Origin of the sequence: Amycolatopsis sp. NPDC004169, assembly GCF_040610315.1 — a bacterium.
Taxonomy (GTDB): domain Bacteria; phylum Actinomycetota; class Actinomycetes; order Mycobacteriales; family Pseudonocardiaceae; genus Amycolatopsis.
In genome coordinates, this window is the sequence record NZ_JBEXMD010000048.1 from 44,965 (window position 1) to 68,277 (window position 23,313).

The window sequence follows — 23,313 nt, forward strand, 5'->3', positions numbered from 1 at the left end:
GTTCTCCGGCGGCCGTGCGTCTCAATGTCCGACAACGCGGGCAACACAGCACGCGAAGAGACGCGAAGGAGAGAGCGATGTCGCTCGAGAAGAAGAACGCGATCGTCTACGGCGCCGGCGGCTCGATCGGCGCGGCGGTGGCCAAGGCGTTCGCCGCCGACGGCGCGCACGTGTTCCTCGTCGGCCGCACCCTCGAGCCGCTGCAGGCCGTGGCGGACGAGATCGAGGCCGCCGGCGGGTCGGCGTCGGTGGACGTGCTCGACGCCCTCGACGAGTCGGCCGTCGAGGAGCACGCCAAGACCGTGGTGGTCGAGGGCGGCAGCCTGGACGTCTCGATCAACCTGATCACCCGCGGCGACGTGCAGGGCATCCCGCTCGTCGACATGAAGACCGCGGACTTCACCGGCCCGATCGTCACCGGCGTCACCACGAACTTCATCACCATGCGCGCCGCCGCCCGGCACATGGTGGACCAGGGGTCCGGCGTGATCCTGGCGCTGGACAGCGGGTCCGCGCACGGCAGCCCGATGATGGGCGGCACCGGGCCCGCCGACGGCGCGATCGACACCCTCGTCCGGAACCTGGCCGCCGAGGTCGGCCCGAGCGGCGTGCGCGTCGCCGGCATCTGGACGGCGGGTCTGCCGGAGACCCTGTCGCCGGAGAAGCTGGCGGCCTTCAGCGGCGGCCCGAAGATGGACGACGCGGCGTTCCAGGGCCTGCTGCAGCACCTCGACGGCATGCGCATGACCAAGAAGTCGCCCACGCTCACCCAGGTGGCGCAGACCGCGGCCTTCCTGGCCTCCCCGGAAGCCGGCGCCATCACGGGCACGTTCGTCAACGTCACCAGCGGCATCTTCCCCAGCTGAGTCACGCGTACGGCGCAACCGGTTCCTTCCGACGGGGTAAGGCCGGTACCGCCGAACGCAGTCGGTGAGCGCAATCCGGAAGATGCCGCCCGCCTCGCGAAGGCACAACGATGTGCTCGGATACCTCGCCTTGGTCCGCCGTCCGGCGGGGCGGGGCCGAGGCGATGGCTGGGGGGCCAGGCCACGCACGTGTGCACCGGCACACGTCGACGAGGAAAGGAAAGCTGATGTCCCTGGAGAACAAGAACGCCATCGTCTACGGGGCCGGTGGTTCCATCGGCCGCGAAGTGGCCAAGGCGTTCGCCGCGGCCGGGGCTCGCGTCTACTGCGCGGGGCGCACCCGCAAGAACCTCACCCCGGTGGTCAAGGAGATCACGAACGCGGGCGGCTGGGCCAAGGCCAACGTGGTCAACGCCCTCAACGAGGCCGCGGTCGAGCGGCACGCCAAGGCGGTCGTGGCCGAGAGCGGCAGCCTGGACATCTCGATCAACCTGATCACCCGCGGCGACGTGCAGGGCACGCCACTGGTCGACATGATCGCCGACGACGTGACCGGGCCGGTGCTCACCGGGCTCACCACGAACTTCCTGACCGCGCGGGCGGCCGCGCGCCACATGGTGGAGCAGGGGTCGGGGGTGATCCTCGGCCTGAACAGCGGGTCGGCCAACGGCAGCCCGATGATGGGCGGCACGGGCCCGGCCGACGCGGCGCTGGACACGCTGTTCCGCAACCTGGCGAACGAGGTCGGGCCCGCGGGCGTCCGCGTCCTCGGCATCTGGACGGCGGGCCTGCCGGAGACGCTCTCGCCGGCGAAGCTGGCGGCCTTCAGCGGCGGGCCGGAGATGGACGAAGAGGCGTTCCAGGGCCTGCTGCAGCACCTGGACGGGATGCGCATGACGAAGAAGTCCCCGACGCTGGCCCAGGTGGCGGCGACGGCGACGTTCCTCGCCTCCGACCGGGCGGGCGCCATCACGGGCACGTTCGTGAACGTCACGAGCGGCACGTTCCCGAGCTGATCCCGGCCACGGACGGAAGGGGATCCCCGCGAACCGCGGGGATCCCCTTCGGCGTTCCCGGGTGTCTCGAATGGACTCGGGGGAACCGGCCGGGATTTCTCCGAACGTTCTCCCCGGGCCCCGCGGGGCAAACCATGAGACGTCCGCCGCCCGACGGGGGTGTGAGGCTGACAGCAGGCCGCACCGCGGGATGACCCGCGTGATGGCCCTTCACGTACCTCTCACGCCAAGGAGGCCGGCACATGGCCGGACAGGTCGGAAGCGTCGCCGTCGTCCTCGGTGGCAGCATGGCCGGTAGCCTGGCGGCCCGGGTGCTGTCCGAGTCCTACGAGAACGTCCTGGTCCTCGACCGCGACACCGTCCTCGGGGTGACGAAGCCGCGCCGGGGCACGCCGCACACCCGGCACGCGCACGGACTGCACGCCCGGGGCCAGCGGATCCTCGAAGACTTCTTCCCCGGTTTCACCGACGACCTGCGCGCCGCCGGCGCGCCGGTCGGTGACCTGGGCGAGATGCGCTGGTACTTCAACGGCCTGCGCCTGCCCTACACCCACACGGGCCTGGTGTCCGTGACGCCGACGCGCCCGGTGCTGGAGAACCACGTCCGCACCCGGGTGAACGCGCTGCCGAACGTGACCTACCTGGAGCAGCACGACATCCTCGGCCTGGTGTCCACTTCGGACAACTCGCGGGTGATCGGCGTGCGCGTGCGCGACGACGCCGGGATCGAGAAGGTGCTGCGCGCCGACCTCGTGCTCGACGCCACCGGCCGCGGCTCGCGGACGCCCGCCTGGCTGGAGCAGCTCGGCTACGCGCGGCCCACCGAGGACCGCGTCAAGATCGGGCTGGCCTACACCACGCGGTTCTACCGCCGCCCGCCCGGCTCGTTCACCGACACGTGGTCGATCAACCCGGTCGCCTCGCCCGCGCACCCGCGCGGCGCCTTCTTCGGGCTGTCCGACGAGGACACCTGCATCGTCTCCCTCACCGGGATCCTCGGCGACCACCCGCCGACCGACCCCGAGGGCTTCGTCGAGTTCGCCAAGTCGCTGCCGGTGCCGGACGTCTACGACGGCATCAAGGACGCCGAGCCGCTCGACGACCCGACGTCGTTCGGGTTCCCGGCGAGCGTCCGCCGCCGTTACGAGCACCTCGACCGCTTCCCGGCCGGCCTGCTCGTGCTCGGCGACGCGATCTGCAGCTTCAACCCGGTCTACGGCCAGGGCATGAGCGTCGCGGCCTGGGAGGCCCACACCCTCCGCGAGCACCTGCGCGCCGGCGAGGTCGACCAGTACGCCTACTTCCGCGACATCGGCCAGGTCGTCGACGCGCCGTGGGCGGTCTCCGCGAGCGGCGACCTCGCCTTCCCCGACGTCGAAGGGGAGCGGACCCCGGAGATCGAGCAGGGCAACGCCTTCATGGGCCTGCTGCAGTACGCCGCGTCGAAGGACCAGGAGATCGTCAAGGCGTTCATGCGCGTGGCCGGGCTGATCGACCCGCCGACCGCGCTGATGGACGAGTCGCTGGTCCAGCGCGTCCTCTCGTACCAGCCCGCCGAAGGCCAGGCCGCCTGACCCCCTGCCCGGCAGGCAGCACAACCCGCAAACACCTCGGCCGCGGGTCACCCGCGCCCGTTTCTCGGCGCCGGAACCGGCGCCGCAGGACTTCGAGGAATTGGAGTGTGATCATGTCCCGGTCCGTTCACGAGGCGTTCTCCGCGCAGGCCGCCCGAACCCCCGACGCGGTGGCCGTCTCCGGCTCGGACCGGACGCTGACGTACCGGGAGCTCGACGAGCGCGCCAACCGGCTCGCCCACCGGCTCGCCGGCCTGGGCGCCGGCCCGGACGTCCCGGTCGCGGTGCTGCTCGAGCGCAGCACCGACGTCGTCGTCACGTTCCTGGCCGCGCTCAAGGCCGGCTCGTTCTACCAGCCGATCCACTCGGCCTACCCGGCCGACCGGCGCCAGTGGATCGTCGACCACTCGAAGGCGACCATCCTCGTCACCGACGAGGCCTCGAAGGGCCTGGGCATCCCGTCGATCGCCGATGTCGTGCTGGCCTCGGAAGACCTCGCGGACCAGCCGGCGACGGCCCCCGCGGTGACGCTGGACGACAACGCCCCGGCGTACGTCATGTACACCTCGGGCTCGACGGGCGAGCCGAAGGGCGTCGCCGTGCGCCACACCGACGCCCTCGCGCTGGCCCTGGACTCCACCTGGGACACCGGCAACCACGAGCGGGTCCTGCTCATCGCGCCGCACGCGTTCAACGTCTCGACCTACGAGATCTGGGTGCCGCTGCTGCACGGCGGCACCGTCGTCGTCGCGCCCGAGGGCAAGCTCGACATCCCGACGCTCGGCTCGCTGCTGGCCGCGCACCGGATCACCGGTGTCCACCTGACGGCCGGGCTGTTCCGGGTCGTGGCCGAGGAGGCGCCGGAGAGCCTGGCGGGTGTCCGCGAGGTCCTGACCGGCGGTGACGTGATCGCGCCGACCGCGGTCGCCCGCGTGCTCGAGGTCAACCCGGACCTGACCGTCCGCGCCATGTACGGAGCCACCGAAGGCACCGTCTTCAGCACGAACTCCGCGATCACCGCGCCCTACACGCCGGGCCCGGTGGTCCCGGTCGGGCGCGCGATGGACGGGGTCGCACTGCACGTGCTGGACGAGCGGCTCGACCCGGTGCCCGACGGCACCGTCGGCGAGCTCTACTTCGGCGGCGTCGGTGTCGCGCTCGGCTACGCCGGCCGCCCGGACCTGACCGGCGAGCGCTTCGTCGCCAACCCGTTCGGCGAGCCGGGGTCCCGGATGTACCGCACCGGCGACCTCGTGCGCCGCACCCCGGCCGGGGAGATCGAGTTCGTCGGCCGCGCCACCGACCAGGTCAAGATCCTCGGCTTCCGCGTCGAGCTCGCCGAGATCGAGGCCGCCATCGCCGGGCACCCCGGTCTCGCCGACGTCGCCGTCGTCGCCCGCGAGGTCAAGGCCGGTGACGTCCGGCTGGTCGCCTACCTGGTCGCCGACTCCGGTGCTCCGGACACCGCCGCCATCCGCGAGCGCGTCCGCTCCCGGCTGCCGGAGTACATGCTGCCCGCCGCTTTCGTCGTCGTCGAACGGCTGCCCCTGACGGCCAACGGCAAGCTCGACCGGGCCGCGCTGCCGCAGCCGGAGTTCGAGGCCGCGGGCGCGTCCCGCGCGCCGAGCGGCCCCAAGGAGGAGGCGCTCTGCCGCGCGTTCTCCGCGGTCCTCGGCGTCGAAGAGGTCGGCGTCGACGACAGCTTCTTCGACCTGGGCGGCCACTCGCTGCTCGCGATGCGCCTGCTCAACCGGATCCGCGCCGAGCTGGGCGTGGAACTGAAGATCAACACGCTCTTCGACACGCCGACCGTGGCCGGCCTGGCCCAGCTGCTCTGAGGAGACCGAAATGACGAACCCCTTCGACGACCCGGACAAGAACTACACCGTCCTGGTGAACGCCGTGGGCGAGCACTCCCTGTGGGTCTCCGGTATCCCGGTGCCCGCCGGCTGGGAGGTCACGTACGGCCCGCGCGGGCGCCAGGCCTGCCTGGACCACATCGCCGAGAACTGGCGTGACCTGCGGCCGCACCCGGCCGGCCGCCGCGCCGCCTGACCCCCGGACGCCGCCCACCGCGCTGATCCCACGAAAGAAGGTTTCCATGGTCACCCCGAACCCGTCGGCCCTCGACGGTCTCGAGCTGGACTACGTCCGTTTCTACGTCGGCAGCCTCGACACGGCACGGGACTGGCTGGTGCGCGGATACGGCCTCGGCGAACGGCCGCTGGGCGACTCCGGCCCGGACTGGGCGACCGTGCGCTCGACCGAGATCGGTGCCAACGACATCCGGTTCGTCTTCAGCGAGCCGCTCGTCGACGACCACCCCGGCACCGCCTACGTCGACCGCCACGGCGACGGCGTCTCGGACATCGCCCTGCGCGTCACCGACGCGAAGGCGGCGTTCGAGGAGGCCGTCGCCCGTGGGGCCCGCCCCGTCGCCGGGCCGTCCCGCGCCGGCCACGTCGTCACGGCCAGCATCATGGGCTTCGGCGACACCCTGCACACCTTCGTCGAGTACCCGGACGGCCCGCCCGCCCCGATCGCGGTGAACGCCGAGGAACCGGGCGCGCTGCTGGAGATCGACCACTTCGCGGTGTGCGTGGAACACGGTCACCTCGACGCCACGGTCGACTTCTACCGGGACGTGCTGGGCTTCGAGCTGATCTTCGCCGAGACCATCGCGGTCGGCTCGCAGGCGATGACCACGAAGGTCGTGCAGAGCAAGTCCGGCAGCGTGACCTTCACGCTCATCGAGCCGGACACCTCGAAGGATCCGGGGCACATCGACGACTTCCTCAAGGACCACGGCGGCGCCGGCGTGCAGCACATCGCCTTCACCAGCAACGGGATCATCGAGGCGGTCGACGTGCTGCGCGACCGGGGCGTCGAGTTCATGGGCACCCCCGCCTCCTACTACGCGGACCTGCTGCAGCGCGTGGTGCCGGAGCAGTACTCGGTGCCGGAGCTGCGCACGCAGCAGGTGCTCGTCGACGAGGACCACGACGGCCAGCTATACCAGATCTTCGCGCGCTCGGTGCACCCGCGGAACACGATCTTCCTCGAGCTGATCGAACGGCTCGGCGCGCGGGGCTTCGGCAGCGGCAACATCACCGCGCTGTACCAGGCCGCCGAGCGCCAGCGCGACCACCACTGAAATCCGTCCGGGCAGGAAAGGGAATCCCGATGAGCCGCTACCCGTTGTCGGCCAACCTCGGTCTGCTGTGCATCTTCGACAAGGGCGAGACGGACGGCGCGTTCGGGCCCCGGCACCTGGTGATCCACGGCTGGCGGGTGCGCGGCGAGCTGGACCCGGACACGCTGCGCGGCGCGCTGGACGACGTCGTCGAGCGGCACGAGATCCTCCGCACGGAGATCGTCCGCGAAAACGGCGAGCAGTACCAGCGCGTCCACCCGCCGTGCTCGCCGGAACTCGTCCTGCACGAGCTGACCGACGACGGCCGCCCGCGCGACGAGCAGGTCGACGAGTTCATCAATGCGGTCGAGGCGGGCCGGCTGGGCGCCGACGAGCTGCCGCACCTGCGCGCCGAGCTGGGCCGCTTCGACGACCGGGACGGGGTGCTGGTGCTGATCGTGCACCACACCGCCGGCGACGGCTGGTCGCTGCACGTGCTGATCAACGACCTGGCGGTCAGCTACGCCCGGCGCCGCGGGCTCGACGTGCCCGCGCTGCCGGAGCCGCGCCAGTACGGGGAATTCTCCGTCTGGCAGATCGACGACCTGGCCGGGGAGCAGGCGCAGGCGTCGCGCGAGTACTGGGGCGGGAAGCTGCGCGGCGGCCGGATGCTCGACATCAAGGCCGACCGCACGCTCGCCCCGGACACCCCGGCCGTCTACGCGGTGGAGCGGTTCCTGCTCGACGCCGAGCTCACCCGCGGCACGACGGAGCTGGCGCGGGTGATGCACTGCTCGCCGTTCATGGTGCTGCTGGCGGCCTACAACGCACTGCTGGCGCGGATGTCCGGCGCGACCGACCTGGTCGTGCCGATCATCACCTCCGGCCGCGCCGACCAGTCGCACTACGACACCATCGGCCCGTTCTTCAACCTGGTCCCGCTGCGGACCGACATCGACGGCTGCCGCACCTTCTCCGAGCTGGTGCTGCGGATCCGGGCCACCTGCCTGGAGGCCTACGCGCACGAGCTGCCCTTCAGCGAGGTCGTCGCGCAGGCGCCGGAGATCAACAAGACCTACGAGCGGGACGACAACGCCGTCTGCGCCATCCAGGTCCTGCAGTTCCCCGGCATGACCGAGGCGGAGACCGTCGGCGACGTCGAGTACGCGGAGGTCCGCAGGCGCACCAAGTCCTGCCAGGACACCTCGGACATCCCCAACGGCGTGCTGTGGGCGCTCGACATCCTCGGCGACGGCGAGATCGCCGGCACCTCGCGGTACAACACCGAGCAGTTCGACCGCGAGACGATGGTCCGGATGATCGACGACTACCGCGGCATCCTGGCCGCCGGCCTGGCCGACCCGAACCGTCCACTGTGGGCACTCTGACTTCCAGCAGCAGCGGCCGATATCCGAGGAGGATCGCGCAGATGAGCGCAAGCGAGGAAACGTACGACGTCGTGGTCGTCGGCGGTGGACCCGGCGGCGCGGCGACGGCCGGGCTGCTGGCCGGCATGGGCCACAAGGTGCTGGTCCTGGAGCGCGAGAAGTTCCCGCGTTACCACATCGGCGAGTCGCTGATCACCGGCGCGCTGCCCACCCTCGACGACCTGGGCCTGATCGAGCGCCTGGACGCCATGGGCTTCACGAAGAAGTACGGCGGCACGCTCCTGTGGGGCAAGAACCAGGGAACCTGGGGCTTCCGGTTCACCGAGTCGGCGCTCTACGACTACGCCTACCAGGTGCGCCGCGCCGACTTCGACGCCCTGGTTCTGGGCCGGGCCCGCGAACTGGGCGCGAAGGTGCTCGAAGAGGTCACCGTCCGCGAGCCGATCTTCGACGGCGAGCGCATGGTCGGCGTCACCTACGCGGAGAAGGGCAGCAAGGAGACGAAGGAAGCGCACGGGACGTTCGTCGTCGACGCCACGGGCCAGAACCACATCCTGGCCAAGCACTTCGACTCCGTCGCCTGGCACGACGACCTGCGCAACATCGCCACCTGGACGTACTGGCAGGGCTGCAACCTCTACAGCGGCACCAAGGCGGGCGACATCATCTCGGAGAACCGCCCGACCGGCTGGTTCTGGTTCATCCCCCTGCACGACGGCACGGTCAGCGTCGGCTACGTGACGCCGCTGGAGGAGTACCAGAAGTCGGGCAAGTCGCTGGAGGAGCTGTACTTCGAGGAGCTCGGCAAGACCGAAGAGGTCAGCACCCTGGTCAAGGGCGCGACCCGGGCGAGCGGGTTCCGCAACATCAAGGACTGGTCCTACACCGCCGAACGCTTCCACGGCCCGGGCTGGGCGATGGTCGGCGACGCCGCCGCGTTCGTCGACCCGCTGCTGTCCACCGGCGTCACGCTGGCCCTGCGCGGGGCGCGGGCGCTGGCCGACGCGATCGACGGAGTGCTGCAGGACCCGTCGGCCGAGGACGAGCTGCTCGGCCTGTACGAGGAGAGCTACCGGACCTTCCTCGACTCCGTGCTGGACTTCGTGCGGTTCTTCTACGACCGCACGAAGAACAAGGAGGACTACTGGGACAAGGCCCAGGAGCAGATCGACCCGCAGAAGCTGCGGCCGCGCGAGACGGACTTCGCGACCATGCTTTCGGGCCTGACCGGGATCAACGACATCTTCCAGCAGCGCCGGCGCGCGGCGTAGCGCCTCGAAAGGGCACGAAAATGAGTGAACACGAGATCCTCGCACCGCGGGGGAAGGGGCTCACCTACCGCGGGGTCGCCTACGACTGTGGGTCGAACCACGAGACCGGTCAGGGCCACAACTCGCGCATGGTGTGGAACGAAGACATCATGCGGTCGGAGATCGACTCGATCGCCGACGGCCTCAAGGCCAACTCGGTGACGATCTACGGCACGCTGTTCGACCGCCTCGAGGCCACGACGGCGCACGCGGTCGAGCGCGGCCTGCACGTCTGGCTGCAGCCGCGCCTGATGGACGGCGAGCAGCCGGAGGTGCTGGAGCACATCGCCGAGACCGCGCGCCTCGGCGAGAAGTTCCGCCGGCAGGGCGCCGACATCCACGTCAGCGTCGGGTGCACGCACGCGATCCAGACCATGGGGATCATGCCGGGCGAGTTCTACCACAACCGGATGGGCAACGCCTTCCCCGACTCCGACCACCACTTCCTGCGCCCGGTCGGCCCGATCGACCACGAGGACGTCGAGCTGAAGCTCAACGCCTTCCTGGGCCAGGCGGCCAAGGTCGCGCGGGCGAACTTCGACGGGGGCATCACCTACTCGGCGGGTTCGTTCGAGCGGGTCGACTGGACGCCGTTCGACTACATCGGCATCACGGACTACTACCACCCGAAGCCGAGCCGCGAGGCGTACATCGCCGAGCTCGACGCGTACCGCAAGTGGGACAAGCCGATCATGATCGCCGAGTACGGCACGTTCACGTACGCGGGCGCGTCGGAGAAGGGCCTGCTGGGCTTCGACATCGTGGACCGCACGGTCGAGCCGCCCCGGGTGTTCGACGGCTTCCGCCGCGACGAGCAGGCCCAGGCCGACTTCCACCTGGACCGGCTGCGCCTGTACGACGAACTCGGCATCTACAGCGTCGCGGTGACGGAGTTCGTCCACCCGACGCACCCGCACTCCGAGGACCCGCAGTGGGACCTCGACACGGCGAGCATGACGATCACGAAGACCATCCGCGACGACTACTTCGACCACTTCTCGACGTACCGGATCGAGCCGAAGGAGTCGTACAAGGCGATCGCCCGCTACTACGAGGCGGTCACCGAGCGCGAGCGCCGCACCGCGGCCTGACCTGGGGGCGCCCCGAGCCGCCTCGCACCGACGGGTGCGAGGCGGCTTTTCCCTGTGCGCAGGAGGCGGCCTTGGTTGCGTGTGACGCACCGCAGGCGGCCTTGGGGGCGCCGGCGGGTGGTGGTGTCCCGTCAACCCCATGGGGACACCACCCGGCTCATGCCTTCGACTGGGTGCCTCGGTCATGCCGGGCCTGGCGACCACAGCTCCTGGTGGGGGCCCTCGAAAAGGGACGGGGAGCCCGCAGCGCCGAAGCCCCGCGGGCCGTCCGGCCGGAGACGCGAAAGAGCCCCGGGCCGGCGAAGCCGGGCCCGGGGCTCGAGCGAGCCGCCCTACGCGGCCGCCGCGGCGGAGGACTCCGTCAGGCGGATGGGCAGCTCGTTGAGGCGGTGCACGAAGTAGCTGGGCTTCCAGCCGAGGTCCGACTCCGGGATCGCCAGCCGGATGTCCGAGAACTTCGCCAGCAGGCTCTTGAAGAAGATCTCGCCCTCCAGCCGGGCCAGCGGGGCGCCCAGGCAGAAGTGGATGCCGTGGCTGAAGGCCAGGTGCGGCGTCTGGCGCTCGAGGTCGAACTTGCCCGGCTCCGGGAAGTCCCGCGCGTCGTAGTTCGTCGCGGTCAGCGAGATGGCCACGTGCTCGCCCGGCTGGACCGTGACGTCGCCGATGGTGACCTCCGCCTTGGCGAAGTGGTAGGTCACCGTCACCACCGGCGGGTCGACCCGCAGGATCTCCTCGATCGCCTTCGGCACCAGGTCCGGGTTGGCCCGCAGCTTGGCCAGCTGCTCCGGGTTGCGCAGCAGCGCCAGGATGCCGTTGGCGATCATGTTGACCGCCGTCTCGACCGAGCCGATCAGCATCAGGAAGATGTTGGACCGCAGCTCGATGTCCGACAGCGTCGCGTTGCCCTCCTGGCCCGACAGGATGGCCGAGATCATGTCCTCGCCCGCGGTTTCCTTGCGCTGCGAGATCAGCTTCGTCAGGTATTCGTCGAACCAGCGGCCGGCCTGGAAGATGTCGTTCTGGTCGGTCACCTCGCCGAGGCCGGTGACGATCCCGCAGTACTCGCGGAACTCCGCGCGGTCGGACATCGGGACACCGAACCACTCGCAGATGACCTCGTTGGGCAGCGGGATGGCGAGGTCCTCGACGACCTCCGCGGTTCCGCTGGCGGCCACCGCGGCCAGCAGCCGGTCGGTGATCTCCTGCACCCGCGGACGCAGGTTCTCCATGTACCGCGGGGTGAACGCCTGCGAGACCAGCTTCTTCATCCGGGTGTGGTCCGGCCGGTCGTTGAACACCATGGAGTGGCGGAAGAAGTCGTCGTTGTACAGCGCCAGGTACGGCTTCAGCGTCGGGTCGGCGACCTTGTCGCTGCGGGCCAGGCGCGGGTCCGACAGGGCGCGCCGCGCTTCGCGGTAGCCCGTCACCAGCCAGGCCGGCATGCCGTCGGGCATCGACACCTTGTGGATCGGCCGGTCGGTGCCGAGCTTGGCCAGCAGCTTCGGCGGGTCGGTCAGTTCGGTGGCCTCGAGCGGCACGCGCGGGGCGTCTTCAGCGGACATCAGTCACTCCTCAAAGGTCTTCGGCCGAACCCCGCGCCCACCCCAGGACGGCCGCGGTCGCCGTTGCTCGTTCCCCGGCTTCATCTTCGCCGCGGCACCGGTCGCGGACACCTCGCGTCTTGCCCAGTGCCGCGGCGCGCTTCACCGGGTCATGTCGGGAACGGTCCAGCCGTCGAGGTCGTATTCGTTCAGGCACGTCTCGACGAACCGCTTGTAGTCGTCGACGTCACCCGAGGCGACCTGCCCGAACAGCAGCTCGATCCGGGTGTTCTCGTGGCTGCCGGCGTAGTTGCGCTCGTAGAGCTCGTGCCGGCCGCCGAACTCCGTGCCCACGGCGTCCCAGAGCAGCTTCATCACCTTGACGCGGGTCTCGGCTCCGATGCCGTTCGAACCGCGGACGTAGGTGTCCAGGTAGCCGCGGATCTCCGGGTTCTTGAAGTCCTCGGCGCTGGAGTTGATGTAGATCAACGCACTGGCGACGTCCTGCAGCACGATCTCGCGGATGCGGGCGTAGCCGACCTGCGTGAACCAGCGGTAGGCCAGGCCGTACGCCGGGTTCGGCAGCAGCGCGCCGTCGCGCCACGGCACGGGGTTGCGCGCCGCGGCGTCCGACAGGCCCCAGAACAGGTTCCGCCAGGCCAGCACCTCGCCGAGGCGGGTCTGCACGCCGCGGAAGTCCTCGGTGCCGGTGATCTCCAGTGCCTTGGCGATCAGGCCGGCGATGAACTCCAGCTTCACCGCCAGCCGGGTGCAGCCCTGGAACGTCGACCGCTCGATGAACCCCGACTGCCCGGTGAAGGTCTGGACCTTGCCGATGTCCCCGTAGATGAAAACGTTTTCCCACGGGATGAGGACCTTGTCCAGCACCAGGATCGTGTCGTTCTCGTCCAGCCGCGACGAAAGCGGGTAGTCGAACGGCGACCCGATCGTGTTGGCCATCGACGTGTAGGACGGGCGGCAGATCAGCTTCATCCCCTTGGCGTCCATGGGGATGGTGGCCACGAGCGCGAACTCGCGCCTCTTGATCGGCAGCCCGTAGTGCGCGATGAAGTTGTAGTGCGTCAGCGCGGAGCCGGTCGCGACGACCTTCGCGCCGCTGACCACCAGCCCGGCGTCGGTTTCCTTCTCCACGTGGACGAACACGTCGCGGACCTCGTCCGGCGAGCGCTTGCGGTCCACCGGCGGGTGGACCAGCGCGTGGTTCCAGTAGAGGACCTTTTCCTGCGACTCGCGGTACCAGCGCTTGGCGTTCTCCTCGAACGGCGCGTAGAACTCGGCGTTCGCGCCGAGCGTGCCGAGGAACGACGCCTTGTAGTCCGGGCTGCGGCCCATCCAGCCGTAGCTCATCCGCGCCCAAGCGGCGATCGCCTGCTGGTCGGCCACCAGGTCCTCGACGCTGTGCGGGGTGCGGAAGAACCGGTGGGTGTAGCCGCCGTTGCCGGTGTCGGTCGGCGCGGTGAGCACGTCCCGGTACTTCGGGTCGTGCAGGGCGTCGTACAGCCGTGCGGTCATCCGGATCGGGTTGCGGAACGCCACGTGCTCGGTGACGTCCTTGACGCGCTCGCCGTTGATGTAGACCACGCGGTCGTCGCGCAGGCTTTCGATGTACTCCGCACCGGTCAGCGGCCGGGCCGGACGGCTGTCGTTCATGGCCACTTCCCCTTGTCCGTTCACTTCTTGCGGGCGAGCGTGACGCCGTCGGCGATCGGCAGCATCACCGTGTCGAACCGCTCGTCGACGGCGAGCTTGGCGTTGACGCCGGCGACGACTTCGGCGGCGTAGCGGGGGAGGTCCTCTTCGACTTCTTCCGGCGCCGCGACGGTTCCGTGCAGCAGCACGTTGTCCAGGATGAGCAGGCCGCCCGAGCGCAGCATCGGCGTGACGGCGTCGATGTAGTACGGGTACGACGTCTTGTCCGCGTCGATGAACACCAGGTCCGCTTCGCCTTCGCCGACCAGGCCGGGCAGGGTCTTGCGGCCGGGGCCGAGCTTGAACTCGATCCGGTCGGCGACGCCGGCCAGCTCCCAGTGCTTGCGGGCGATGCCGACCCAGTCCTCGGTCACGTCACAGGTGATCACCTTGCCGCCGGGCGCGAGCCCGCGCGCGAAGGCCAGTGAGGACAGCCCGGTGAACGTCCCGACGTCGATCACCGTCTTCGGCGCGACCAGCTTCGCGATCAGGTGCAGGAAGCCGGCCTGCTCGATCGGCGTCAGCATCTCCGCCAGTTCACCGACCTTCGCGGTGTCCTCGATCAGGCTGCTCACCACCGCGTCCGGTTGCGTGCACGAACTGACCACGTAGGCGATCGTTTTTTCGTCCAGGAAACTGAACGTACTCATGCGTCCTCCACGACGGCGCGCGATCCCGGCCGGATCCCGGTGGGCGAAAACCAGTATCGGCCGGGTGCGAAAACCGTTGCGTCTCCTCGTTTGCACTGCACGACGGCCCGCACCGGCCCTCAGCACTGCGGGAGATGCGCCTGTTCGGCCGCGCCGACGATCCTGGCCTTTGCCGACGACGACACCACCTCCGGAGTCGAGGAGATTCGATGCGAGTCCTTTTCACCGTCTACCCGAACTCACTGGCGCACCTCTACCCGGTGGTACCGCTGGCGTGGGCGCTGCAGAGCGCGGGGCACGAAGTCCGCGTGGCCGCACACCACAGCGCGGCGGAGATGATCATCAAGACGGGCCTCACGCCGGTCCAGCTCGGTGACCCCGACCAGCGGCCGGTGCGCCTCACCGACGACTGCGCCCCGCCGCACCACCAGGACCTCGTGAACCGCTACGCGGACGTGATGGGCCTGTCGCCCGAGGGCCGCGAGCACTGGATCGTGTTCTACCAGTGGCTGCTGCAGCCGACGTCGGACTACGTGCGGCTGGACCGCCAGGAGGCCGAGGACCTGATCGAGTTCGCCAAGGTCTGGCAGCCCGACCTGATCTCGTGGGACGCCACCATCCCGGCCAGCGCCGTCGCGGCGAAGGTCTGCGGCGCGGCGCACACGCGGCTGCTGATCGGGCACGACATGTTCGCCTGGTCGCTCGACCGGCTGGCCGAGAACAAGGAGGCCCTCGTGGCCGCCGGCCTCGACCCGAACCCGCTCGCCACACTGATCCGCCCGCTGGCCGAGAAGTACGGCTTCGAGGTCGACGACGAGCTGCTGGTCGGCAACTTCAGCATCGAGACGATGCTGGAAGGCCTGCGCCTGCCGACGAGCACGAAGAAGCTGCCGATGCGGCACGTGCCCTACGTCGACCCCGAGGTGCTGCCGCCGTGGCTGTACCAGCGCCCCGAACTGACCCGCTGCGAGTGCTGCGGCCGCAAGAACCGCCGTCGCGTGGCGCTCTCGCTCGGCGAGTCGACGCGCCGGTTCATCAAGGGCGACTGGGACCGCGCCCCGAAGATCCTCAAGGCCCTCGGCCAGCTGGACGACCTCGAGATCGTGGCGACGCTGGACAAGGCGCAGCTGGTCGACGTCGAGGAGATCCCGCCGAACGTCAAGGTCATCGACTGGGTCAACCTGCCGCACCTGCTGCCGACCTGCTCGGCGCTGATCCACCACGGCGGCATCGGCACGTACTCCTCGGCGGTGGCGCACAAGGTCCCGCAGCTGGTCTGCGACGTCGAGGGCGTGTCCCTGCTGATGCGCCTGGTCGAGGACGGCGGTGACGTCCACAAGCCGGGCACCTACCGCGTCGGCTGGGAGTTCGACGAGCGCGAAGAGGGCGCGCCCGACGCGGCGACGGCCCACTGGGAGCTGCCGGCGAAGAAGGTCGAGTCCACGGTGGTCTCGGACTTCGTCATCTCGACCGGCGCGGGCGTCCGCCTCGACCACCGCGCCAAGACGGTCGAGGAGATCCGCGACCTGGTCTGGGCGGTCGCCACGGACCAGCGCTACCAGCACGCGGCCCACGCCCTGCACGACGACTGGCTGGCGATGCCGAGCCCGAGCGACATCATCCCGGACCTGGAGAAGCTGATCGTCCAGCACCGCCGTCGCTGACTCCCCTCCAGAGGGAAAGCCGCCGCCTCGACCTCCGCGAGGCGGCGGCTTTTCGCTGCCGGCGTTCCCGCCGGCGACGTCAAAGGCCCCGCCGCTTGGGTTCCAGTGGTGGTTGCAACACCTGAGCTGTTCAGGGGTTGCAGTGTTCGAGATCCGTGGGGACCGGCCGCCTCAAGGTCCGAGGAAGCTGGGCCACGCTTGTCTTGATCTTGTGGCGCAAGGTATGGGCACCGTGCAGGCGTGCCGGATCGTGGGAATCAATCGCCGGCACCGGGCACCGGTGGCAGCACGGACGCGCGAGCCCCGCCGCGTCCGGCTGCTGCCAGACCGCCGCGCACGCAAAACGCTCGGCTGGGACACCCCAGCCGAGCGCTTGACCAAACTCCTGACCGAAGCCGGTTGATCACCCGTGTTGCAACGACCCCTCGAATCCGTCCGGCGGGTCTTCGGCGTCGCGGCGGGTCAGAGTACTTCGACCTCGGGGACGAACCGGATCCACTTGCCACCCGCGGCGCGGAAATCCTGCTCCTTGGCCATGATCTCGGTGGCGTGGTTCCACGCGAACAGCACCGCGTAGTCCGGGTAGCCGTCGGAGAACGCCGACGGCGGCTTCACCGGCAGGTGCGAGCCCGGCAGCAGGTGGCCCTGCTTGCCCGGCGTCGAGTCGACGACGAACGGGATCAGGTCCGTCGAGATGCCGCAGTACGTCGTGACCGTCGAGCTCTTGCCCGGCGCGCCGTAGCCGACGACGGTCTTGCCCTGGTCGCGCAGGTGCGTCAGCAGCCCCACGAGGTCGTCGCGGATCCGCTCGACGTTGCGGCCGAACCGCGCGAACGTCAGCGGCTCCGAGAGCTTGCCCGCCTCCTCCTCGGCGAGCAGCGTGTCGAGCTTGGCCGACGGCGTGCGCGCGCCGGGACGGGCGATCGTGTAGCGGACTTCGCCGCCGTGCATGTCGATGTGCTCGGCGTGCACCAGTTCGAAGCCGAAGCGCTCGGCCATCGCGCGCACCGAACCGGCGCTGAAGTAGAACACGTGCTCGTCGTAGATCTGGTCGAAGGCCATGCCTTCGATGATCGTGGCGAGGTACGGCTCTTCGAACACGAAGATGCCGTTCTCGGACAGCAGCGCGTCGATCCCGCGGAACAGCGATTCCACGTGCGCGATGTGGCAGATCGTGTTGGCGCCGAAGATGACGTCGGCGGCGCCGTGCGCCCCGCGGACGGCGGCCGCGGTCTCGGCGTCGAAGAACGCCGAGAGCACCTGGACCCCCTTGGCGCGGGCGAGGTCGGCGACGTTCCCGGACGGCTCGACGCCGAGGTGGCGGATACCGGCCTCGGCGATCGTGGACAGCATCACGCCGTCGTTGCAGCCGATCTCGACGATGAACGGGTCCGGTCCGGTGAGCTCGTTGGCCAGGAACCACTCGGCGTCGGCGCGGAAGTGGTTGCGGTGCCCGGCCGAGCCGGAGGCCTGGTACCGGTAGCCGGCGTGGTAGCGCAGCTCCTGGGGCACCTCCTCCATCAGCTGCACCATGGTGCAGTCCTCGCACGCCCCGACCGCGAGCCGGAAGCGGAACTCGTTCTCGACCTCGTGGGGGAGCAGGAAGCCGTTCGCCGTCGGCTGGTCGCCGAGGTCGACGAATTCGGCCACGTGGCCGCCGCACACCCGACACTTCGTACCCATGGATCGGCCCTCACTGTTGGTGGTCATCGAATCCTCACTCCGCGCCCTTGTCGTCCTGCGCCAGCCACCAGTCCGCGCCGCGTGCCCACTCGACGGTCTTGATCAGCCCGTCCCGCAACGCCGTTTCCGGGCGCCAGCCGAGGATTTCGGCCGCCTTGGCGTTGTTCGGCACCCGCCGCGGCAGGTCCTGGTAGGACGCGCCGAGCTTGACTCCCGTGTCGACGTCGAGGATCTCCGTCGTCCCGGTGAGCTCCCCGACCAGCCGGACCACTTCGCCGACGGTGGTCTCGACCATGCTGCCGATGTTGAACGCCTGCCCGGACGAGCCCGGGTGGTCGGCGGCGCGCAGCGTGCCCTCGATCGCGTCGTCGACGTAGGTGAAGCAGCGGGTCTGCCGTCCCTCGTCGTAGACGACGAGCGACCGGCGGTTGAGCGCGCGGTGGATCGACCGGCTCACGATGTAGGCGGGCCGCTGCCGCGGGCCGTAGACGTTGAAGTAGCGCACGATCGTCGCCTCGAGCCCGCGCTGGCGCGCGAAGGCGAACGTCAGGTGCTCGGCCAGCGCCTTGCTGGAGGAGTAGGACCACCGGTCGTGCGACGTGCCACCGAGCACGCGGTCGCCGTCCTCGTCCCACGGCACCGCGGGATTCTTGCCGAAGACCTCGCTGGTGCTGGCCAGCACGACCTTCGCGCCCGCTTCGAGCGCGAGGTCGAGCACGGACCGCGTCGCGGCGTAGTTGATGTCGATGACGTCGAGCGGACGCGCCAGGTACTGGTCGACGCCGACGACGGCGGCCAGGTGGTAGACGACCCCGACGCCGGGCCGGATCGCCTCGGCCAGCTTCGCGGGGTCACGCAGGTCGCCGGTCACGTACCGGACACCCTCGACCGGGACGCGCGGCGGCGCGACGTCGAGGACGGTCACCTGGTCACCGCGGTCGAGGAGCCGCTCGACCAGGTGCGACCCGACGAAGCCGGAGCCGCCGGTGACGACGGCGTGCTGGGGGTTGCTCATCGGTCGGTCTCCGTCCCGGTCGGCGGGCCCGGGATGGCGGTACCGCGGCCGATGCCGCGGTAGACGTATCCGGCGGCCCGCAGCGCGGCGATCTTTTCCTTGGGGTAGTAGGCGCGGCCGTCGAGGACGAGGCAGTTCGGGGCGACGGGCAGCGCGGCGAAGTCGATGTCGTGGAAGTCGCGGTGGTAGGCCAGCACCGCGAGGCAGTCCGCGTCGCGCACGGCTTCTTCGAGGCTCGCGGCCGGCCGGACGCCGAACAGCTTCTCGGCCGCGTCCGGGTCGACCAGCGGGTCGTACACGGACACGGTGAGCCCGGCCTTGGCGAGCGTCTTCACCGCGCCGGCGGTCGGGGTGGCCCGCAGGTCGCCGGTGTCGTTCTTGAACGCCAGGCCGAGCACGGCGACCTTGCTGCCGGTGGGGTTCTTGCCCTGGCGCACCAGCTCGTCGATCGCCAGCTGCGCGGTGTACTCCGGCATCCCGGCGTTGACCTCCCGGCCGGCGGGCGCGGTCCGGATCGGCAGGCCGTGGCGCTCGGCCGAACGCCACACCATCCACGGGTCCTTGGTCAGGCAGGAGCCGCCGACGCCGACGCTGGGCAGCAGGATGTTGACGTTGCCCGCGCCCTTGGGGATCGTGTTCGCCGCGGTGATCACGTCGAGCACGTCGACGCCGTAGAGCGCGCAGAACATGGCGAGTTCGTTGGCCAGCGCGATGTTCAGGTCGATCCACCAGTTGCTCGCCAGCTTGACGATCTCGGCCGCCTCCAGCGAGTCCCGCGGGATGACTTCGACGCCGAGCGCGCGGCGCCAGAACGCCTCTGCCGCGGCCTCGCTCTCCGCGCCGAGGCCGCCGGCCACGATCGGGAAGGTCCGCAGTTCACGCAGGGCGGTGCCTTCGGCGAGCCGCTCCGGGGTGAAGGCCAGCCCGAAGTCGACGCCGCCGAGCAGGCCGCTTTCCTCTTCGAGCAGCGAGAGCACGATGCCGCGCGTGGTGCCCGGCGGCACGGTGCTCTTGAGCACGACCAGCTGTCCCGGCCGCAGGTGCTCGCCGAGCGCCCGGCAGGCGCCGCGCAGCTGCTCTTCGGCCAGGGACCCGTCTTCGCGCACCGGGGTGCCGACGGCGATCAGGACGACGTCGGCTTCGGCCGCCTCGGCGATGTCCGTGGTGACGCGCAGGTTCCCGTCGGCGAGGCCGCGGAAGATCAGTTCGGCGAGCCCCTCTTCGGCGAACCGGCAGTGGCCGCGCGCCAGCTCGTCCACCAGGCGTGGGTCGGTGTCGACGCCGACGACGTCGAACCCGCGATCGGCCAGCGTCGCGGCGATGCACGAGCCGACGTAGCCGAATCCGATCACCGCCACTCGGAACCGGTCTTGGTCGGGCAGAAAACGCATTCGCGTCTCCAATCGGGTGATACTGCCTCCGGGACCGGCGCACGGGCCGGGTCCTGCACGAACTCGTCGGGGGCGAACGCGCGCCGACCGCGGATCTCCCCGCCGACCATGGTCCGCGCGCCGCGCCGCGGGTCGCGTCTCCTCTGTTGCTTGCGCCGCACCGCCAGAGAAGCCCGGCCGGGCCACGGCGCTTATCGTGGTGGGCATGGCTGAAGCCGCCGATCTCCCGGTGATCCGGCAGATCTCCTCCCGGCTGGTGTACGAGAACGCGTGGCTGAGCGTGCGCGAAGACGGCATCGAGCGCCCCGACGGTTCGCACGGCATCTATTCGGTGATCGACCGCCCCGACTTCGCCGTGGTGATCGCGGGCGAGAACGACGGCTTCCACCTGGTGGACCAGTACCGGTACCCGTTGCTGGGGCGCTACTGGGAGTTCCCGCAGGGGTGCTTCCCCGGCCGCCGCGGCGGCGACCCGCTCGAGCTGGCCCACCGCGAGCTGGCCGAGGAGACCGGCCTGCGGGCGGCCTCGATGGTGCCGATCGGCAGGCTGGCCGCCTGGCACGGCGCCAGCGGCCAGATGTGCACGGTGTTCCTGGCGACCGGACTGACCCAGGGCGAGCCGGACCGCGAGCACGAGGAGCAGGACATGCGGCACCGGTGGTGCTCGCGCGCGGAGTTCGAGTCCCTCATCCGCACCGGGGAAATCCGGGACAACACGACGGTGTCGTCGTACATGCTGCTGCGCCTGCACGAGGAGGAGTGCGGCACTTCCGCGTGAAAGTGCCGCCCTCGTCCGGCGCGGTCAGGGCCGGACGATCTCCCGCAGCGCCGCGGTGAACGCCTCGGGGTGCGTGACGTACCCGACGTGCCCGCCCGGCAGGTGCACGATCGCGTTGCCGGTGTGCTCGGCCAGCACCGTGTTGGGCCGGTACGGGAAGGTGTCGCGCGCGTCGCCGCCCGCCAGGACCAGCTTGCTCGCCAGTGACTTCAGCAGCCGCAGGTTCGGCCGGTACGCCGGGTACGGCTTGAGCTCGTGCTCGAACCAGAACACGTGGTTGCGCCGGATGCGCCCGAGCATTTCGGCCAGCTCGGCCGGCGGCAGCTCGGTGCGCCGCGGCGGTTTCGTCGTGGTCTCCATGCCCATCCCGGCCCGGAACGCCTTCCGCGCGGCGTCGACGCCGTCGCGCCGGTAGGTCTCGTACAGCTCGGAGTAGAACCCGAGCCAGCGCTCGGCGTCCGGCAGCACCGACGCCAGCGGCGGCTCGTGCGCGACGACGGTGTGCACCAGGCCGGGGTGGCGTTCGAGCGTGGCGAGCGCGACGATCGCGCCGGAGCTCGACCCGAACACCGCGGCCGGGCCGGGGGCGAGGTGCCGCAGCAGGGCGCCCACGTCGTGGGCGTCCTCGGTGAGCCGGTCGTCGCCGACCGGGCCGTCGAGCGGGCTGCGCGAGAACCCGCGCCGGTCGTAGGTGATCACCGTGTACTCGTCGGCGAGCGACTCGGCCATCGGCACGAACGGCGCGGCGTCGCCGTTGCCGCTGGGGATGATCAGCAGCGCCGGGCCGGCGCCGCGGACCTCGTAGTACAGGCTCGCGCCGGGCACGGCCAGTCGGTCGATGGTGGCTCGCATGCGCATCCTCCGGTCACGGACGGTTTGGCGCCAGTGTCGCCGGGAGCGGCCCGCCCGCGCGTCTCTCCGCTTGGCCTCCGCCCCCCGCCCGCCCGTCCCGCCTCTTCCGGATTGCGGCTCCGGCACCGGCCGCATTCCGCAAGGTGCGAGCGTTTCCCCGGCGGTGCGACCGTCGGCAGCGCGCGCGGCGTCCTGTTGCGCCCGGAGCCGCCCGGCCGGGCCTCCGTAGACCCGTCACACCGTGGAGGTCCAGGTGCCGAGCACCCCACTACCGACCCGGGCCCAGCTCGTCGAACGCGCCACCGGGCTCGTCCCGCTGCTGCGCGCGAACGCCGGCAAGGCCGCACAGGACCGCCGGCTCACCGAGGAGACGATCGACGCGCTCGCCGACGCCGGGATCTTCAAGCTCCGCGTCCCCGCCCGGTTCGGCGGGTACGAGGCCGACACGACCACCCTGATGGAGGTGGCCACCCAGCTCGGTCGCGGCGACGGCTCGGCGTCGTGGGTCGCCTCGGTCTACTCCATCCCGGGCTGGATGGTCTGCATGTTCCCGGAGGAGGTGCAGGAGGAGGTGTTCAGCACCCCGGACGTCCGGGTGTGCGGGACGCTCAGCCCCACCGGGTTCGCCAAGACCGTCGCCGGCGGCTACGTCATCAACGGCAAGTGGAGCTTCATCAGCGGCGCGCCGCACGCGCACTGGCAGGAGGTCATCGCCATCCTCGACCCGGGTGACGGCGGCGAGCCGTACCCGCTGATGGCCCTGGTCCCGATCACGGACCTGGAGGTCGTCGACGACTGGTACGCCACCGGCCTCAAGGGCTCGGGCAGCGTCACCACCGTCGCGCGGGACGTGTTCGTCCCGGCCGAACGCGCGCTGCCGATGCCGACGGTCGTGCAGGGCAACAGCGTGTCCGAGCGCAACGCGCGGATCCCGATCTACCGCGCCCCGCTGGTCCCGGTGGCCGGCGCGTGCACCGTCGGCACCCTGCTGGGCCTGGCGAACGCGGCCATGGAGAACTTCCTGGAGTGGCTGCCCGGCCGCCGGATCGCCTTCACCGCGTACGAGAAGCAGTCGAACGCGGCGGTCACCCACCTGCAGGTGGCGGAGGCCGCGCAGAAGATCGACGAGGCAGGCTTCCACGCCCGCCGGATCACGTCCACCGTGGACGGCAAGGCGCGCGAAAGTGTGCCGTGGACGCTCGAGGAACGCGCCCGCAACCGCGCCGACGTCGGTGCGGTCTGCAAGCTGGCCAAGGAAGCCGTCGACATCCTCGCCGCCGGCTCGGGCGGTGCGTCGATCTACCAGCACGTGCCGATCCAGGGCATCCTGCACGACCTTCAGGCGGCGAGCCTGCACGCGCTGATCAACCCGACGACCGCCTCGGAATTGTACGGTCGTATTCTGTGCGGTTTGGAACCGGACACCGCATACATCTGAGCCGTTGATTTCGCCGTTCCGCCCCGGCCCGCCGCAGGAATTCGCTGCCGCAGGTCAGGGCGGGGAACGCCCGGGGAAAAACCGGGAGAACGCACGTTTCGGCGGGTCGGTTCCCGTTGGCCGCCGCACCGCATTCCGGAAGATGCTCGTGACGATCGGCCTCTGGGACAGTTGCTCACCGTACGAACCGACCTCGAAGTCACAACGCCTCGT

At 70.4% G+C, this 23,313-nt stretch carries 19 protein-coding genes; 12 read left to right on the top strand and 7 right to left on the bottom strand.

The features are described from left to right. The first annotated feature begins 77 nt into the window (after window positions 1-77). From ABZX11_RS40915 to ABZX11_RS40955, 9 genes are all read left to right on the top strand, one after another. On the top strand, window positions 78-866 hold the full coding sequence (locus ABZX11_RS40915) for an SDR family oxidoreductase (protein ID WP_176171943.1): 789 nt from the start codon (window positions 78-80) through the stop codon (window positions 864-866). 227 nt (window positions 867-1,093) lie between these two features. Then, window positions 1,094-1,882: an SDR family oxidoreductase gene (locus ABZX11_RS40920; RefSeq protein WP_176171942.1), complete on the top strand. Its 789-nt coding sequence runs from the start codon at window positions 1,094-1,096 to the stop codon at window positions 1,880-1,882. Window positions 1,883-2,124: 242 nt separating this feature from the next. Next, the gene (locus tag ABZX11_RS40925) at window positions 2,125-3,456 is read left to right on the top strand and encodes an FAD-dependent oxidoreductase (protein ID WP_176171941.1); all 1,332 of its coding nucleotides are present in this window, start codon (window positions 2,125-2,127) and stop codon (window positions 3,454-3,456) included. A gap of 113 nt (window positions 3,457-3,569) precedes the next feature. Then, window positions 3,570-5,294 carry a non-ribosomal peptide synthetase gene (locus tag ABZX11_RS40930; protein WP_254896895.1) on the top strand — a complete coding sequence of 575 codons (1,725 nt, stop codon included), beginning with the start codon at window positions 3,570-3,572 and terminating at the stop codon, window positions 5,292-5,294. Window positions 5,295-5,304: 10 nt separating this feature from the next. Further along, on the top strand, window positions 5,305-5,511 hold the full coding sequence (locus tag ABZX11_RS40935) for an MbtH family protein (protein ID WP_176171940.1): 207 nt from the start codon (window positions 5,305-5,307) through the stop codon (window positions 5,509-5,511). A gap of 46 nt (window positions 5,512-5,557) precedes the next feature. Then, complete coding sequence (hppD, locus tag ABZX11_RS40940; RefSeq protein ID WP_176171939.1) at window positions 5,558-6,610, top strand: 4-hydroxyphenylpyruvate dioxygenase; 1,053 nt, start codon at window positions 5,558-5,560, stop codon at window positions 6,608-6,610. A gap of 29 nt (window positions 6,611-6,639) precedes the next feature. Then, window positions 6,640-7,977, top strand: coding sequence for a condensation domain-containing protein (locus tag ABZX11_RS40945; protein ID WP_354923778.1), 1,338 nt, complete (start codon window positions 6,640-6,642; stop codon window positions 7,975-7,977). Window positions 7,978-8,018: 41 nt separating this feature from the next. Further along, window positions 8,019-9,248, top strand: a complete 1,230-nt coding sequence (locus tag ABZX11_RS40950; protein WP_176171937.1) for an NAD(P)/FAD-dependent oxidoreductase — start codon at window positions 8,019-8,021, stop codon at window positions 9,246-9,248. Window positions 9,249-9,268: 20 nt separating this feature from the next. Further along, window positions 9,269-10,378 carry an abortive infection protein gene (locus ABZX11_RS40955; protein ID WP_176171936.1) on the top strand — a complete coding sequence of 370 codons (1,110 nt, stop codon included), beginning with the start codon at window positions 9,269-9,271 and terminating at the stop codon, window positions 10,376-10,378. Window positions 10,379-10,710: 332 nt separating this feature from the next. Here ABZX11_RS40955 and ABZX11_RS40960 read toward each other — a convergent pair whose 3' ends face one another. From ABZX11_RS40960 to ABZX11_RS40970, 3 genes are all read right to left on the bottom strand, one after another. After that, the gene (locus ABZX11_RS40960; RefSeq protein ID WP_176171935.1) at window positions 10,711-11,940 is read right to left on the bottom strand and encodes a cytochrome P450; all 1,230 of its coding nucleotides are present in this window, start codon (window positions 11,938-11,940) and stop codon (window positions 10,711-10,713) included. A gap of 141 nt (window positions 11,941-12,081) precedes the next feature. After that, window positions 12,082-13,590, bottom strand: coding sequence for a 4-hydroxyphenylacetate 3-hydroxylase N-terminal domain-containing protein (locus tag ABZX11_RS40965; RefSeq protein ID WP_176171934.1), 1,509 nt, complete (start codon window positions 13,588-13,590; stop codon window positions 12,082-12,084). Window positions 13,591-13,610: 20 nt separating this feature from the next. After that, window positions 13,611-14,279, bottom strand: coding sequence for a class I SAM-dependent methyltransferase (locus ABZX11_RS40970; RefSeq protein WP_176171933.1), 669 nt, complete (start codon window positions 14,277-14,279; stop codon window positions 13,611-13,613). Window positions 14,280-14,488: 209 nt separating this feature from the next. On the opposite strand from ABZX11_RS40970, the gene ABZX11_RS40975 reads away from it, so the two are divergent. Next, the gene (locus ABZX11_RS40975) at window positions 14,489-15,943 is read left to right on the top strand and encodes a nucleotide disphospho-sugar-binding domain-containing protein (RefSeq protein ID WP_176171932.1); all 1,455 of its coding nucleotides are present in this window, start codon (window positions 14,489-14,491) and stop codon (window positions 15,941-15,943) included. A 462-nt stretch (window positions 15,944-16,405) separates the two neighbouring features. On the opposite strand, the gene ABZX11_RS40980 is transcribed toward ABZX11_RS40975, so the two are convergent. From ABZX11_RS40980 to ABZX11_RS40990, 3 genes are read right to left on the bottom strand one after another with little or no spacing between them, the layout of a single operon-like run. Beyond that, window positions 16,406-17,626 (bottom strand): class I SAM-dependent methyltransferase, encoded by a 1,221-nt coding sequence (locus ABZX11_RS40980; protein ID WP_354923782.1) that lies wholly within the window; start codon window positions 17,624-17,626, stop codon window positions 16,406-16,408. 34 nt (window positions 17,627-17,660) lie between these two features. Continuing rightward, a complete protein-coding gene (locus ABZX11_RS40985) occupies window positions 17,661-18,641 on the bottom strand; it encodes an NAD-dependent epimerase/dehydratase family protein (protein ID WP_176171930.1) in 981 nt (326 codons plus the stop codon). Continuing rightward, the gene (locus ABZX11_RS40990; RefSeq protein ID WP_354923784.1) at window positions 18,638-20,032 is read right to left on the bottom strand and encodes a nucleotide sugar dehydrogenase; all 1,395 of its coding nucleotides are present in this window, start codon (window positions 20,030-20,032) and stop codon (window positions 18,638-18,640) included. Before ABZX11_RS40990 ends, ABZX11_RS40985 begins: the two co-directional genes overlap by 4 nt. A 205-nt stretch (window positions 20,033-20,237) precedes the next feature. Between ABZX11_RS40990 and ABZX11_RS40995 the strand changes: the two genes are divergently transcribed. Further along, on the top strand, window positions 20,238-20,810 hold the full coding sequence (locus ABZX11_RS40995; protein WP_176171929.1) for an NUDIX hydrolase: 573 nt from the start codon (window positions 20,238-20,240) through the stop codon (window positions 20,808-20,810). A 24-nt stretch (window positions 20,811-20,834) separates the two neighbouring features. Here ABZX11_RS40995 and ABZX11_RS41000 read toward each other — a convergent pair whose 3' ends face one another. Beyond that, window positions 20,835-21,662 (bottom strand): alpha/beta hydrolase, encoded by an 828-nt coding sequence (locus ABZX11_RS41000; RefSeq protein WP_354923786.1) that lies wholly within the window; start codon window positions 21,660-21,662, stop codon window positions 20,835-20,837. 253 nt (window positions 21,663-21,915) lie between these two features. Between ABZX11_RS41000 and ABZX11_RS41005 the strand changes: the two genes are divergently transcribed. Then, a complete protein-coding gene (locus ABZX11_RS41005) occupies window positions 21,916-23,100 on the top strand; it encodes an acyl-CoA dehydrogenase family protein (protein ID WP_176171927.1) in 1,185 nt (394 codons plus the stop codon). Window positions 23,101-23,313: the final 213 nt, after the last annotated feature.

Coding starts and splice junctions, on each gene's coding strand:
- ABZX11_RS40970 (WP_176171933.1), bottom strand. CDS start 14,279: ATGAGTACGTTCAGTTTCCTGGACGAAAAAACGATCGCCTACGTGGTC.
- ABZX11_RS40925 (WP_176171941.1), top strand. CDS start 2,125: ATGGCCGGACAGGTCGGAAGCGTCGCCGTCGTCCTCGGTGGCAGCATG.
- ABZX11_RS40920 (WP_176171942.1), top strand. CDS start 1,094: ATGTCCCTGGAGAACAAGAACGCCATCGTCTACGGGGCCGGTGGTTCC.
- ABZX11_RS40995 (WP_176171929.1), top strand. CDS start 20,238: ATGGCTGAAGCCGCCGATCTCCCGGTGATCCGGCAGATCTCCTCCCGG.
- ABZX11_RS40980 (WP_354923782.1), bottom strand. CDS start 17,626: ATGGGTACGAAGTGTCGGGTGTGCGGCGGCCACGTGGCCGAATTCGTC.
- ABZX11_RS41000 (WP_354923786.1), bottom strand. CDS start 21,662: ATGCGAGCCACCATCGACCGACTGGCCGTGCCCGGCGCGAGCCTGTAC.
- ABZX11_RS40950 (WP_176171937.1), top strand. CDS start 8,019: ATGAGCGCAAGCGAGGAAACGTACGACGTCGTGGTCGTCGGCGGTGGA.
- ABZX11_RS40915 (WP_176171943.1), top strand. CDS start 78: ATGTCGCTCGAGAAGAAGAACGCGATCGTCTACGGCGCCGGCGGCTCG.
- ABZX11_RS40955 (WP_176171936.1), top strand. CDS start 9,269: ATGAGTGAACACGAGATCCTCGCACCGCGGGGGAAGGGGCTCACCTAC.
- ABZX11_RS40945 (WP_354923778.1), top strand. CDS start 6,640: ATGAGCCGCTACCCGTTGTCGGCCAACCTCGGTCTGCTGTGCATCTTC.
- ABZX11_RS40990 (WP_354923784.1), bottom strand. CDS start 20,032: ATGCGTTTTCTGCCCGACCAAGACCGGTTCCGAGTGGCGGTGATCGGA.
- ABZX11_RS40930 (WP_254896895.1), top strand. CDS start 3,570: ATGTCCCGGTCCGTTCACGAGGCGTTCTCCGCGCAGGCCGCCCGAACC.
- ABZX11_RS40965 (WP_176171934.1), bottom strand. CDS start 13,590: ATGAACGACAGCCGTCCGGCCCGGCCGCTGACCGGTGCGGAGTACATC.
- ABZX11_RS40935 (WP_176171940.1), top strand. CDS start 5,305: ATGACGAACCCCTTCGACGACCCGGACAAGAACTACACCGTCCTGGTG.
- hppD (WP_176171939.1), top strand. CDS start 5,558: ATGGTCACCCCGAACCCGTCGGCCCTCGACGGTCTCGAGCTGGACTAC.
- ABZX11_RS40985 (WP_176171930.1), bottom strand. CDS start 18,641: ATGAGCAACCCCCAGCACGCCGTCGTCACCGGCGGCTCCGGCTTCGTC.
- ABZX11_RS40975 (WP_176171932.1), top strand. CDS start 14,489: ATGCGAGTCCTTTTCACCGTCTACCCGAACTCACTGGCGCACCTCTAC.
- ABZX11_RS40960 (WP_176171935.1), bottom strand. CDS start 11,940: ATGTCCGCTGAAGACGCCCCGCGCGTGCCGCTCGAGGCCACCGAACTG.